A 13,639-nucleotide genomic window follows, 5' to 3' on the forward strand; every position below is an offset into this window, starting at 1 on the left:
CATCGGAAGTCATGCCGGATGCGGCGTCATCGCCTTATCCGGCTTTCGGGAACAATTAAAAATCTATCGCCCATTCTGCGTGAAACAGGATCACCGCCGAACCGGTAATGGTGACTTTTTTCGGCTGGTTTTCACAGATAGTCACCGTCACATCAACAATCCCGTCGCGCCCGAGCGCACGGCCCTGATGCCCCTGAACACGTAACGTTTTCCCATCATGCGCCATCAGCCCATGGTGGACCAACCATGCGCCCATTGGACCGTTGGCATTGCCGGTAACCGGGTCTTCCACAATACCAATAGCAGGTGAAAACATGCGGCCATCAGTGGCGTTTTCGCCCTCGCGGATTTGAAAAGGGAAGAAACCGTTACAGCCAATTTGTTGGCTGATGGCGGTCAAAGCCGGTAAATCAGGGGAAAGGGCGTCGAGATCCACCTCGGGTTTCAGTGGAATCATCACTTTCGAATGCCCGGTCGTGGCAACCTGAATGGGTAAGCCTGCCAGCATATCGTCTTCGCTCAGGTGCAACGCATCGAGAATCGCAGTACGAACAGCGCCCTCCAGCGGAGGTTCAAAACCCGGTTCACCTTGCTCAAGGCTAATGCGATAGTCGTTCCCGGTAGCGTCAATATCCACCCGATGACGTCCGGCCAGCGAGGTTTGCCAGACCGTGCAGTTACCCAGACTCAGCACCCTGGCCCGCACGTAATGCGCGGCGACGGTAGCATGCCCACAGATAGGAACTTCGACCGTCGGGGTGAAATAGCGGATGCGAACATCGCTGTCGTCACTGGTCAGCAGAAATGCGGTTTCTGAATGACGCAGCTCGCGAGCGATGAGCTGCATCTGCGCGTCGCTCAGTCCATCAGCATGTAAAACCACACCTGCTGAGTTGCCGCGAAAAGGGACCGGGGTAAAGGCATCGACGTGGTAAACCTGTGGTTTCATTAGCGTTCTCCCTGAAATGGAGAAGCATCATAACGCACAAAAAGCAGGATAGCGATGCAGGCCCGGTAAGCGCAAGCGCTACCGGGCATCAGAGTTCAATTATCGGCGGGAACGCACTATCTGATAGCGGCGAGTGAAGTACTCAAACGGCGCACTCCATACGTGGACCAGACGGGTGAACGGGAATAGCAGGAAGATAGTCATCCCCAGAACCAGGTGCACACGGAAAATCAACGCCACACCATCCAGATGCGCAGATGCGCCGCCCTGGAAAGTCACCACCGACTGCGCCCAACCGACCAGTTTCAGCATTTCACTGCCGTCTGGATGCTGTGCGGAGAACGGGATGGTGGTTAAGCCGAGGATACACTGAATCAGCAGAACGCAAAGGATCAGAATGTCAGCGGTGGAAGACGTTGCACGAATACGCGGGTTGGTCAGACGGCGCACCAGCAAACCTGCGCCACCAACCAGCGTCAGTACGCCACAAAGCCCACCGGCAATCATCGCCATCTGTTGTTTCACCGCAATCGGCAGGAACCAGGCATACATCCAGTGCGGCGTTAGCATGCCGAACAGGTGACCGAAAAAGATCCCCAGAATGCCGATGTGGAACAGGTTTGACCACAGCACCATGCCGCGTTTGTCCAGCATCTGGCTGGAAGAGGCGCGCCAGGTATATTGCCCGTAGTCATAGCGTAGCCAACTGCCGAGGATAAACACCGTACCGCACAGGTACGGGTAGATATCGTAAAAAAAGACGTTCAGGTACTGTATCATTTCGGGCCTCCCGCGCTGACGTCGACATACTGCGGCGCCACGTCCTGGCTAAAGCGTCGTTGATAGTTTTGTAACGGTGAACTGTCGCAGGCGGTGGCGTTATCCTCGATAAACTTCACCTGTTCCTCTTCCCACACCGCATCCAGCGCCTGACGGGTATCATCGCGGGTTTCAGCACCAACCTGCTTAGTGACGCTGTCACTCGAAAGAGGGCTTCCGGCAAGCAGCAGCAGGGCGTCAAACAGTTGATACCACGGCGTATCGCGCTGTTTTAAGCGCCCGCCCAGCAGAGCCAGAATCGGTGCAACGTTCAGCAGTCCTTCTTTGGCCTGGTCCTCCGGCAACACGCTCAAATACTCCAGATACAACGGCAGATGATCCGGTAGTTCGCGGCAGTCGAGCTGTAGCCCGACCTTTTCATACTGCGCCAACAGATCCACCATCGCCTGACCCCGGTCACGGGACTCGGCGTGGACGTGCTCAAACAACAGCAGAGAGGTGGCCCGGCCCCGGTCAAAGATTTCGCACCATTCCGCTTGTTTATCCAGCAGTGGTGCATTGAGCAATCCCTGGCTAAATTCGGTAAGCATGGGGGCATCGCTGGCCACAAGCGCCAGCGCGTCGTCTTTACATTCCCACAGCAGTTCGTCGGGATATTCCATCAGCAGGCCGATAACCTTCAGGATTTGCATTATTCACCCTCCGCTTTATCGCGTACTTCGGTGATGTCGATGGCATCAATACGACTACTGTTAAACAGATTGAATTTGGTATCTGAGCCATGGCAGCCGTCACCGAAGGTAAATCCGCAGCCGTTTTTCTCCGGGAAGGCATCACGCGCCATTTCTCGATGGCTGGTCGGGATCACAAAGCGGTCTTCATAGTTGGCGATGGCCAGATAGCGATACATCTCCTCAACCTGCTCAACGGTCAAACCCACTTCCTCAATCGCGCTGGTGTCCGTCACGCCTTCCACTGTTTGTGCACGCATATAGTGACGCATAGCCATCATACGTTTCAGCGCGCGCAGCACTGGACCGGTATCACCCGCACTGAGCATGTTAGCGAGGTACTGTACCGGAATTCGCAGCGACTCAACCGCTGGCAAAACGTTGCCATTGTGCGGCAGTCCGCCCGCATCGGCGACCGACTGAATCGGTGACAACGGCGGTACATACCAGACCATCGGCAGGGTGCGATATTCCGGGTGCAGCGGCAGCGCCAGTTTCCAGTCCATCGCCATTTTGTAGACTGGAGAACGTTGGGCCGCTTCGATGACGTTGTGCGGAATACCTTGTTTTAACGCCTCTTCAATGACCGCCGGATCGTGCGGATTGAGGAACACATCGCACTGACGCTCATAGAGATCGGTCTCATGCTCGGTGCTGGCCGCTTCTTCGATGCGGTCGGCGTCGTACAGCAATACGCCGAGATAACGGATACGTCCAACGCAGGTTTCCGAGCATACCGTCGGCTGGCCGGACTCAATACGCGGGTAGCAGAAAATGCACTTCTCAGACTTACCGCTCTTCCAGTTAAAGTAGATTTTTTTGTACGGACAGCCGCTGATGCACAAGCGCCAACCGCGACATTTGTCCTGGTCGATCAGCACAATGCCGTCTTCTTCACGCTTGTAGATGGCACCGCTCGGGCAGGTGGCGACACAGCTTGGGTTCAGGCAGTGCTCGCACAGGCGCGGTAAATACATCATGAAGGTGTTTTCGAACTGGCCGTACATCTCCTTTTGCATCTTCTCGAAGTTACGGTCGCGGGCACGTTTTGAAAATTCGCCGCCAAGCAGTTCTTCCCAGTTTGGACCCCAGATAATCTTGTCCATCCGCTTTCCATCAATCAGCGAACGCGGACGCGCGGTGGGCTGATTCTTGCTTTCCGGCGCGCTATGCAGATGCTGATAATCATAGGTAAACGGCTCATAGTAATCATCGATTTGCGGGATCACCGGGTTGGCGAAAATTTTGGTGATGACGCCCATCTTACCGCCCAGACGCGGTCTTATCTTGCCGTTAACATCGCGAACCCAGCCGCCTTGCCACTCTTCCTGATCTTCCCAGTTTTTTGGATACCCAATCCCCGGTTTAGTCTCGACGTTGTTAAACCACGCATATTCCATCCCTTCACGTCCGGTCCAGACGTTTTTACAGGTGACGGAGCAGGTGTGGCAGCCGATGCACTTATCCAGATTAAGAACCATGCCTACCTGTGAGCGTATTTTCATTTTTTCGCCTCCTGTACCTGATCGCGACCTTCATCATCCAGCCAGTTAATATTTTTCATTTTTCTAATCATGATGAACTCATCGCGGTTAGAGCCGACCGTACCGTAATAGTTGAAGCTGTATGCCAGCTGCGCATAGCCACCTATCATGTGCGTGGGTTTCGGGCAGACGCGGGTCACCGAGTTATGGATCCCGCCGCGCATCCCGGTCACTTCTGAGCCAGGGATATTCATGATTCGCTCCTGAGCGTGATACATCATGGTCATTCCCGGCGGCACACGTTGACTCACCACTGCACGTGCGGTGAGCGCACCGTTGGCGTTGAAAGCTTCAATCCAGTCGTTATCCTCAATGCCCAGCTCTTTGGCATCGGTCTCGCTGATCCAGACAATCGGTCCGCCGCGCGACAGCGTCAGCATCAGCAGGTTTTCGCTATAGGTAGAGTGGATCCCCCATTTCTGGTGCGGCGTCAGGAAGTTGAGCGCTTTTTCCGGGAAGCCGTTAGGCGGAACCTCGCGCATTTCACTGACGCTGCGGGTATCGATAGGCGGACGATACGCCACCAGACTTTCACCGAACGCTCGCATCCACGCGTGATCCTGGTACAGCTGCTGGCGACCGGACAGGGTACGCCATGGGATCAGCTCGTGGACGTTGGTATAGCCTGCGTTATAGGAAACATGTTCACTTTCCAGCCCGGACCAGGTAGGACTGGAGATGATTTTGCGTGGTTGCGCCTGGATATCGCGAAAGCGGATCTTCTCGTCTTCCTTGTTCAACGCCAGATGCGTATGGTCGCGTCCGGTCATCGCCCCCAGCGCTTCCCAGGCTTTCACCGCCACCTGACCGTTTGTTTCCGGTGCCAGGGCGAGGATCACCTCAGAGGCATCCAGCGCGGTGTCAATCAGCGGGCGTCCTTTTGCCGGGCCTTCGCGTTTGGTGTAGTTCAGCTTGCCGAGGAAATCGACTTCCGCCTGGGTATTCCACGCAATGCCTTTCCCACCGTTACCAAGCTTGTCCATGAGCGGACCGAGTGAAGTAAAGCGTTCGTAGGTGGCGGGGTAGTCACGCTCCACAACGGCGATATTCGGTGCCGTTTTCCCCGGCAGGAGATCGCATTCGCCTTTGCGCCAGTCCAGAATGTCAAACGGCTGTGCCAGCTCTGCCGGAGAGTCGTGTTGCAGCGGTTGCAACACCACATCCGTTTCTTGTCCAAGGTGTCCGACGCAAACCTCAGAGAATACTTTGGCGATGCCTTTGTATATTTCCCAGTCGCTCTTCGATTCCCATGCCGGATCGACCGCCGCGGACAAAGGGTGAATAAACGGATGCATATCCGAGGTGTTCATATCGTCTTTTTCATACCAGGTCGCGGTTGGCAAAACGATATCGGAGAACAAACAGGTGCTGGACATACGGAAATCGAGGGTAACCAGCAGATCGAGCTTGCCCTCTATCGCCGCGGACTGCCATTCAACTTCTTCAGGTTTAATCCCCTCACTTGAACCGAGCGCTTCCCCCTGGATCCCGCTTTCGGTACCCAGTAAATACTTGAGCATGTATTCATGCCCTTTACCGGAGGAACCGAGCAGGTTAGAGCGCCAGACGAAGAGGTTGCGAGGATGGTTTTTGCCGTTATCCGGCTGCTCGCAGGCAAAACGAATATCACCCGACTTCAGCGCCTGTGCGGTGTATTGCGCAGGAGATAGCCCCGCTTGTTCGGCTTTTGCTTTGACTGTCAGCGGGTTGAGGTTAAGCTGCGGCGCAGACGGCAGCCAGCCCATTCGTTCAGCACGTACGTTAAAGTCAATCAAATGTCCGCTAAATTTCGACGCATCGGCCAGCGGAGAGAGGAGTTCCTGCGCGGTGAGTTTTTCATAACGCCACTGACTGGAGTGGTTGTAGAAAAACGAGGTGCTGTTCATCTGACGCGGCGGACGGTTCCAGTCCAGCGCAAAGGCCAGCGGCAACCAACCGGTTTGCGGACGCAGTTTCTCCTGACCCACATAGTGCGCCCAGCCGCCGCCGCTTTGTCCCACGCAACCACAGAACACCAGGATGTTAATCATCCCACGGTAGTTCATATCCATGTGATACCAGTGGTTAACGCCAGCACCGAGAATGATCATCGAACGGCCATGCGTTTTGTGTGCCGTATCGGCAAACTCACGGGCGATCTGTTCGATATGACGGCGTGGCACGCCGGTGATTTGCTCGCCCCAGGCCGGGGTGTAGGCTTTCACTTCGCTGTAATCTTGTGCGCTATGGACGTCATCCAGACCACGATCGAGGCCATAATTCGCCAGCACCAGATCATAGACGCTTACCACCGGGCAACGGCTACCATCAGCGAGGGTAAGATGTTTTACCGGTAGTTGGCGGATCAGCACCGGTTCTTGTTTTACACTGCGAAAATGTGGGTTTTCGTTGCCGCCAAAATAGGGGAATGCGACGCCGGTCACTTCATCATGCAGACCGAGCAACGAAAGAGAAAGTTCAGTTTCAGCGCCAGCCGCCAGTGGTTCCAGGTTCCATTTGCCTTTCTCCCCCCAGCGAAAACCGATAGATCCGTTCGGGACAACCAGTTCACCTGCGCTGTTAAAGGCTACCGTTTTCCACTCTGGATTGTTGCTTTCGCCCAGACCATCGACAAGGTCTGAAGCACGCATCATGCGTCCAGGCACGTAGCTGCCATCTTCCCGGGCATCCAGTAAAACCAGCATCGGCATGTCGGTATAGCGACGGCAGTAATTGAGGAAATAATCGCTGGGATTGTCGAGGTGGAACTCTTTCAGGATGACGTGGCCCATCGCCATTGCCAGCGCGCTGTCGGTCCCTTGTTTAGGTGCCAGCCACTGGTCGCATAGTTTAGCGACTTCCGAGTAGTCCGGCGTAATGGCAATCGTCTTGGTGCCTTTGTAGCGTACTTCTGTGAAAAAGTGCGCATCCGGGGTACGGGTCTGCGGCACGTTAGAGCCCCAGGCGATGATATAGCTGGAGTTATACCAGTCGGCGGATTCAGGAACGTCGGTCTGCTCGCCCCAGGTCATCGGTGACGCGGGCGGTAAGTCGCAGTACCAGTCATAGAAGCTCAGACAGGTTCCGCCGATTAGCGAGAGATAGCGTGTGCCGGCGGCATAGGAAACCATCGACATCGCAGGGATCGGGGAGAAGCCGACCACGCGATCCGGGCCGTAGGTTTTCACCGTCCAGACGTTGGCGGCAGCAATCAGCTGATTAAGCTCTTTCCAGTTGGAACGGATAAACCCACCGCGCCCGCGTACCTGCTTGTAGCTCTGGCATTTTTGCGGGTCGTTCATAATGGATTCCCAGGCCAGCACCGGATCGGGCTGGCGGGAGAGGGCGTCGCGCCACAATTCGATTAAGCGTTTACGCACCAGCGGATATTTCAGGCGGTTCGCGCTATAGAGATACCACGAGTAACTGGCGCCGCGTGGACAGCCACGGGGCTCATGATTTGGCAGGTCAGGACGGGTACGCGGGTAGTCGGTTTGCTGCGTTTCCCAGGTCACCAGCCCGTTTTTAACGTAGATTTTCCAGCTGCATGAGCCGGTACAGTTAACGCCGTGGGTAGAACGCACAATTTTGTCGAACTGCCAGCGCTGACGATAGCTGTCTTCCCAGTCCCGGTTGGTGTGCATTACTTGCCCATGCCCCTCGGCAAACGTATCGCCCTTTTGTTTAAAGTAGCGAAAGCGGTCTAACAGTTTACTCATGACATAACTCCTGCTTCGATAATATTGCCGACGGTGAATCGAACGCCAGGCCTGATCCGGCCTACCTAAATGTCCGATCCTGCGGTATCCATTTTGTTATTTTTTTTGTGATTTACGGCCATAGACCAACCAGGTCACCAGCACGCAGACGATGTAAAACACGAGGAATATTTTCATGGCACCCACAGGAGAGCAGGTCAATGCCAGCGATGAGCCAAACGCTTTAGGAATGAAGAAGCCCCCCACAGCGCCAATGGCGGAGATAAATCCCAGGGCGGCTGCGGTATCGGTTACCGCTTCCCGCTGAGCTTGCTCTTCAGTACCGCCATGCAGCTTCACCCGATAAATTGTGATTTTGCGAAAGATCACCGCAATCATCTGGAAGGTTGAACCGCTGCCCAGACCCGCGGTCAGGAACAAGCCCATAAACACCAGGTAAAACGCGATAAAGCTTCCTTCGCCCGAACCGGGCAAAGTGAGAAACAGCAGGGCGCTGAACAGAGCCATAAAGATGAAGTTAATTAAGGTGACACGCACACCACCAAACTTGTCAGAGATAACACCACCTGCGGATCGCGCAAGCGCACCGATGAAGGGACCGAAGAACGCCAGTTGCAGGATATTCACGTCGGGGAACTGGGTTTTCGCCAGCATGGCAAAGCCTGCCGAAAAACCGATAAATGAACCGAAGGTGGCGAGATACAACAGACTTAATAACCACAGATGAAAACGTTTGAGGACCGGTAACTGAGAGGCAATTGAGGCCTTCGAACTGGCAATGTCGTTCATTCCCATGCCCGCTGCCACGGTGGCTATCAACAGTAACGGCACCCAAATCCATGCGGCATTGGCCAGCGACAATAACGAGCCGTCAGCTTGCGGTACGCCCTGAACGCCCAAAAAGGTAAAGATGGGCAGAAAGATCACCAGTGGCGCGATCAACTGCATCACGCTGACGCCGAGGTTGCCGAGACCACCGTTAACGCCTAATGCGCTACCTTGCTTCGCTTTGGGGAAGAAAAAGCTGATATTGCCCATGCTGGAGGCAAAGTTAGCGCCAGCAAAACCACACATCAGCGCAATGATAATAAATACACCGAACGGAGTAGTGGTATTTTGCACGGCAAATCCGAGCCAGACGCAGGGAATAACCAGAATAATCGTACTAAAAATGGTCCAACGACGCCCACCAAATATAGGTACCATAAAGGAGTAGGGAACGCGCAATATTGCACCAGAAAGAGAAGGGAGTGCCGTTAATAAAAACAGTTGGTCAGTGGTGAAATTAAAGCCAATTTTATTCAGATTTACGGCAACAGCGCTGAACAACATCCAGACGCAGAACGCAAGCAGCAGGCAACTTACTGATATCCAGAGATTTCTGCGCGCAATGTGCTTGCCTTTATTTTCCCAAAAGCCGGGGTTCTCTGGTTTCCAGTCCGTTAAAAGATAACGATTATTTTTCTCATTTGATGATGACATATTATTCTCCATGCACATGCCGTTCATGAAAAAGAAATAAACGCATGCAGCGCCGCGCGGCTTCTTTTTAGAAACTATTGAAAAGTTTTAGGAATATTGACTGAAAGAATAGATAAAAAAGTGCAATAACGCGGCGTGATAGGAGAATTACACGCTGCTTAAGTGTTACTAATTGTAAACATAAAAGATGTATTGTTAATTCATCTATTACATCAAATAAATAACTCCTGCGTAATCATACGATCAAGATGACGATCGAATGCAGGATCGGCCATTTCCTCAATACCTAATATGTACATACCATCCAGGCCGCAGACTAATGCGATTAAACGCCATGCGACGTCGGCGGCATCAGGCGTGGATGAGAATTCACCGGCTTTCTGTCCTTGGGTAATAATGTTGGCGGTTTCTTCGTGCCACATTCGCATGGTCAACAGATAGGCGCTTTTAATTTCTGGATCTTTACCCGCAACAACCTGCGCTTCACGCCATAGCTTAATATAGGGTTCCAGACCACCATCTTCACTGCCTAGCATCGCATGCAGTCGCTCACGGAAACTGGCGTCTTCGCTGACCAGTTCGGCATCAAGTAGGGTGCGGATAAGGCGCACAAATGCCTGGGATTTGAGCTCACCGGCAGAGGCGAAATGGTGATGTAGCTGGCCCGTCGCGACGTGAGCTTCGGCAGCAATGCGTCGAACCGTCATGGCGGAAAATCCTTCTTCAAGTGCGACACGCATTGCCGCTTGCAGAATCACTTCCCGACGTTCATCCCGATTTAGATAGCTCATCATTCCTCCTGTATCCGTATAGATCGCAGTCTAACAAAAAGTTGGACATATGTTCAATTTTCCGTAGGATCGCTAAAGCTGGACATGTGTCCAGTTTTGGTTTCGTTAGGGAGTTTTATGTTTCGTCAGTGGTTAACGTTAGTCATTATTGTGCTGGTCTACATCCCTGTTGCGATTGATGCAACGGTGCTGCACGTTGCCGCGCCCACGCTGAGTATGACGCTGGGTGCCAGTGGTAACGAGCTGCTGTGGATCATTGATATTTATTCCCTGGTAATGGCCGGTATGGTATTGCCAATGGGCGCGCTAGGGGATCGCATCGGCTTTAAACGTCTGCTGCTGTTAGGCGGTGGATTATTTGGTCTCGCATCGCTGGCGGCCGCTTTTGCTCATAGCGCAAGCTGGCTGATTGCCACCCGGGCGGTATTGGCGATTGGCGCGGCGATGATTGTTCCGGCAACGCTGGCGGGTATTCGCGCCACATTCTCTGAGCAACGGCATCGAAATATGGCGCTCGGCGTCTGGGCAGCGGTCGGTTCCGGCGGTGCGGCGTTTGGCCCACTGGTTGGCGGGATGCTGCTGGAGCACTTCTACTGGGGGTCCGTATTCTTAATTAATGTACCAATTGTCCTGGTGGTAATGGCCTTAACCGCACGCTTAGTGCCACGCCAGGCCGGACGTCGCGATCAATCGTTAAATTTTGGTCATGCGATCATGCTGATTGTTGCCATTCTGCTGTTGGTTTACAGCGCCAAAACCGCGCTAAAAGGGCATACGGCGACCGTTGCCATCGCCCTGACGCTGTTAACCGGCGCTTTACTGTTGTGGCAGTTTGTCCGTATCCAGCTTGCGGCAGCCCGCCCGATGATTGATATGCGTCTGTTCACGCATCGCATTATCTTAAGTGGCGTAGTGATGGCGATGACCGCGATGATAACGCTGGTGGGTTTCGAGTTGCTGATGGCACAGGAACTACAGTTTGTTCACGGTTTAACACCGTATCAGGCAGGGTTGTTCATGCTGCCGGTGATGCTGGCCAGTGGTTTCAGCGGACCGATTGCCGGTATGCTGGTTTCACGCCTGGGATTACGTTGTGTGGCAACGGCGGGCATGGCGCTGAGCGCCGTTAGTTTTTACGGCCTGGCGATGACGGATTTCAGTAGCCAACAGGTACAAGCCTGGATTTTGATGGCTTTGCTTGGTTTTAGCGCCGCCAGTGCGCTCCTGGCTTCAACAGCGGCTATCATGGCAGCAGCGCCGGCGGAAAAAGCCGCGGCCGCGGGCGCCATTGAGACAATGGCTTATGAACTGGGGGCAGGACTTGGGATCGCTATCTTTGGTTTGCTGTTGAGCCGTAGCTTTTCTGCATCGATTCTGCCGCCAGCCGGGCTTAATCCGCAGGAAATGGAACGTGCCTCATCGTCAATGGGGGAGGCGGTACAACTGGCGCACTCGCTCCCGCCGTCACTGAGTGAAGCATTGCTGACGGCTGCCAGAGAAGCGTTCACCTGGTCACATAGCGTGGCATTAAGCAGCGCCGGCAGCATGCTTATCGTATTAGCGATAGGAATGTGGTTCAGTCTGGCAAAGGTACAACGTTAATAACTAGTGAGCTAAATGACAGGGGTAATCCATCTCTTCGACTTCTTTCCCACTCAGTCGAGCGTATTGCCCCGTCAGTCTCCAGAACGCAGGCTGTGTTTCCGTATAGATTTCTGCCGCTAATATCAGGCGGCGGCGATCTACCTCATTAAGTTCCAGAAGTGTCCACGGAATAAAGTAGCGATCGCTGTCCGTCAACGTAAACCACAGTGGGCATCCGCAGCCGGAACAGAAGAACCGTTCACCACGATTTGAAGAAGGGAAGTGCGAAGGTTCTGCCGATTCTGGCGACATCAGCGGGTGAGCGCTGGCTTCCAGATACATGGCGATGCCGCCTGACCATTTCTGACACAGCGTACAGTGGCAGGCATAGACATCCAGCATTTCGACGTCAACGGTAAAATGACTCTGTCCGCAAAGACAACGACCAGTGAATGTCTGCACGGCATACTCCTTATGACCGAGTCTACATTAAGAGAAAAAGCCAGCCCTGGAAGGACTGGCTTTGTATTCAGACTACAACAAAATTAGAACTGGTAGTTCAGACCAACAGCCACGATGTTGTCAGTGCTGATCTGCGCAACATTTTTAGTGAAGTTAGTGTCATCCAGCAGGTTGATTTTGTAATCAACGAAGGTGGACATGTTTTTGTTGAAGTAGTAGGTAGCACCCAGGTCTACGTATTCAACCAGATCCTGGTCGCCGTATGCACCCAGATCTTTACCTTTGGATTTCAGGTAAGCGATGGACGGACGCAGGCCGAAGTCGAACTGGTACTGTGCAACAGCTTCAAAGTTCTGAGTTTTGTTAGCAATACCGTCGATTTTACCGAATGTGGTCATATTGCGGGTTTCGGAGTAGGTGGTCGCCAGGTAGATGTTGTTCGCATCATACTTCAGACCAGCAGCCCACACTTCCGCATTCTGACCTGAAGCGTAAAGACCGTTGGTGCCGTTGCGCACCTGACGATCGGTACGGTCAGATTTCGCATAGGTAGCACCAACGCCGAAACCTTCGTATTCATAGGTAGTAGACAGACCGAAGCCATCACCGTTCGCTTCAACTTCATCGGTACGATCGTTTTTGCCCTGGTACTGAGCGGCAAAGTTCAGACCTTCAACCAGACCGAAGAAGTCGGTGTTACGATAGGTTGCAACGCCGGTAGCACGCTGGGTCATGAATACGTCGGTCTGGGTCCAGGTATCACCACCGAACTCAGGCAGGACGTCGGTCCATGCGCCGATGTCGTAAGCTACGCCGTAGTTACGACCGTAGTCGAAAGAACCGTATTCAGCGAATTTCAGGCCAGCGAATGCCAGACGGGTTTTGTCTGCTTCGGAACCCTGGCTTTCGGAACGGTTGCCTTTGAATTCATATTCCCACTGACCAAAACCAACCAGTTGGTCGTTGATCTGAGTTTCGCCTTTGAAGCCCAGACGTGCGTAGGTTTTGTCGCCATCGCTGCTGGTGTCGTCAGAGAAGTAATGCTGAGCGTGAACTTTACCTTAGATATCCAGTTTGTTTGCGTCTTTGTTATATACCTCAGCTGCGTTTACCGCACCTGCCGCCAACAGGCTAGTCACTGCCACTGCAACTAATTTAAGTTTCATTCTAAATAATCCTTATAATTTTTTCTTGGTGTGTTTCCTAAACCATTGCTAAACGAAGGGGTTCGTCAATGGCAAACTATTTTTAAATGACGCAGTGGTATAAGTTCAATAATAAGTTTCATAATATTGCGAAATATTTGAGTTTGTGTGATCCAGATCTACATAATATAGCTGATTGTATTAATCTTTATATGTGACAAATCTGAATGGGTATATTTACGTAGGGGACTATTGTGCCGCCTATGGTTTAAATGACGTTAGTCACGCAGGTGTAATATATACATATCGAGGATTATAGATAAGCATGAAATATTTTCTAGAGTTAATTAATTACCAATTATTAACATTTAATTAAACAAAAATAAACATAAGCCACAAGTGGAATGAACATTTATTATTCATTAATTTGATTACAGTGTAGCCGGGTTTTAGATTTGCGCGATAAAACCCGG

Annotated in this window: 9 protein-coding genes and 1 pseudogene; 1 reads left to right on the forward strand and 9 read right to left on the reverse strand. The window is 52.8% G+C overall.

Annotated elements, in window-relative coordinates; translation table 11 throughout:
- Positions 1 to 55 precede the first annotated feature (55 nt).
- The 7 genes from IB222_RS11620 to IB222_RS11650 form a co-directional block, all read right to left on the reverse strand.
- A complete protein-coding gene (locus IB222_RS11620) occupies positions 56 to 949 on the reverse strand; it encodes a PhzF family isomerase (RefSeq protein ID WP_126957202.1) in 894 nt (297 codons plus the stop codon).
- A 99-nt stretch (positions 950 to 1,048) separates the two neighbouring features.
- A complete protein-coding gene (narI, locus tag IB222_RS11625) occupies positions 1,049 to 1,729 on the reverse strand; it encodes a respiratory nitrate reductase subunit gamma (RefSeq protein ID WP_003833047.1) in 681 nt (226 codons plus the stop codon).
- The gene (gene narW, locus IB222_RS11630; protein ID WP_149384241.1) at positions 1,726 to 2,421 is read right to left on the reverse strand and encodes a nitrate reductase molybdenum cofactor assembly chaperone; all 696 of its coding nucleotides are present in this window, start codon (positions 2,419 to 2,421) and stop codon (positions 1,726 to 1,728) included. The genes narI and narW overlap by 4 nt, the downstream gene beginning before the upstream one ends.
- Positions 2,421 to 3,965, reverse strand: a complete 1,545-nt coding sequence (gene narH / locus IB222_RS11635) for a nitrate reductase subunit beta (protein ID WP_149384242.1) — start codon at positions 3,963 to 3,965, stop codon at positions 2,421 to 2,423. The genes narW and narH overlap by 1 nt, the downstream gene beginning before the upstream one ends.
- Positions 3,962 to 7,702, reverse strand: a complete 3,741-nt coding sequence (locus tag IB222_RS11640) for a nitrate reductase subunit alpha (protein WP_149384243.1) — start codon at positions 7,700 to 7,702, stop codon at positions 3,962 to 3,964. Before IB222_RS11640 ends, narH begins: the two co-directional genes overlap by 4 nt.
- 96 nt (positions 7,703 to 7,798) lie before the next feature.
- The gene (locus tag IB222_RS11645) at positions 7,799 to 9,184 is read right to left on the reverse strand and encodes a NarK family nitrate/nitrite MFS transporter (protein ID WP_149384244.1); all 1,386 of its coding nucleotides are present in this window, start codon (positions 9,182 to 9,184) and stop codon (positions 7,799 to 7,801) included.
- Positions 9,185 to 9,396: 212 nt separating this feature from the next.
- On the reverse strand, positions 9,397 to 9,975 hold the full coding sequence (locus tag IB222_RS11650; RefSeq protein ID WP_003833036.1) for a TetR family transcriptional regulator: 579 nt from the start codon (positions 9,973 to 9,975) through the stop codon (positions 9,397 to 9,399).
- Positions 9,976 to 10,092: 117 nt separating this feature from the next.
- Here IB222_RS11650 and IB222_RS11655 point away from each other — a divergent pair, with 117 nt between their 5' ends.
- Positions 10,093 to 11,577: an MFS transporter gene (locus tag IB222_RS11655; RefSeq protein WP_149384245.1), complete on the forward strand. Its 1,485-nt coding sequence runs from the start codon at positions 10,093 to 10,095 to the stop codon at positions 11,575 to 11,577.
- A 3-nt stretch (positions 11,578 to 11,580) separates the two neighbouring features.
- Here the strand turns inward: IB222_RS11655 and IB222_RS11660 are convergent, their stop codons facing one another.
- Both IB222_RS11660 and ompD read right to left on the reverse strand, forming a co-directional pair.
- Positions 11,581 to 11,961, reverse strand: a complete 381-nt coding sequence (locus IB222_RS11660) for a GFA family protein (RefSeq protein ID WP_088732456.1) — start codon at positions 11,959 to 11,961, stop codon at positions 11,581 to 11,583.
- A 143-nt stretch (positions 11,962 to 12,104) separates the two neighbouring features.
- Positions 12,105 to 13,187 (reverse strand): annotated as a pseudogene (ompD, locus tag IB222_RS11665) (porin OmpD).
- Positions 13,188 to 13,639: the final 452 nt, after the last annotated feature.

The organism is Citrobacter sp. C13 (assembly GCF_014596815.2).
In the GTDB taxonomy this organism is placed as follows: Bacteria; Pseudomonadota; Gammaproteobacteria; order Enterobacterales; family Enterobacteriaceae; genus Citrobacter; species Citrobacter portucalensis.

Bases quoted from the DNA above. Each gene is read 5' to 3' on its own strand.
- IB222_RS11660 (WP_088732456.1), bottom strand. From the start codon at position 11,961: ATGCTGGATGTCTATGCCTGCCACTGTACGCTGTGTCAGAAATGGTCA.
- narH (WP_149384242.1), bottom strand. From the start codon at position 3,965: ATGAAAATACGCTCACAGGTAGGCATGGTTCTTAATCTGGATAAGTGC.
- IB222_RS11640 (WP_149384243.1), bottom strand. From the start codon at position 7,702: ATGAGTAAACTGTTAGACCGCTTTCGCTACTTTAAACAAAAGGGCGAT.
- IB222_RS11620 (WP_126957202.1), bottom strand. From the start codon at position 949: ATGAAACCACAGGTTTACCACGTCGATGCCTTTACCCCGGTCCCTTTT.
- IB222_RS11650 (WP_003833036.1), bottom strand. From the start codon at position 9,975: ATGAGCTATCTAAATCGGGATGAACGTCGGGAAGTGATTCTGCAAGCG.
- narW (WP_149384241.1), bottom strand. From the start codon at position 2,421: ATGCAAATCCTGAAGGTTATCGGCCTGCTGATGGAATATCCCGACGAA.
- narI (WP_003833047.1), bottom strand. From the start codon at position 1,729: ATGATACAGTACCTGAACGTCTTTTTTTACGATATCTACCCGTACCTG.
- IB222_RS11645 (WP_149384244.1), bottom strand. From the start codon at position 9,184: ATGTCATCATCAAATGAGAAAAATAATCGTTATCTTTTAACGGACTGG.
- IB222_RS11655 (WP_149384245.1), top strand. From the start codon at position 10,093: ATGTTTCGTCAGTGGTTAACGTTAGTCATTATTGTGCTGGTCTACATC.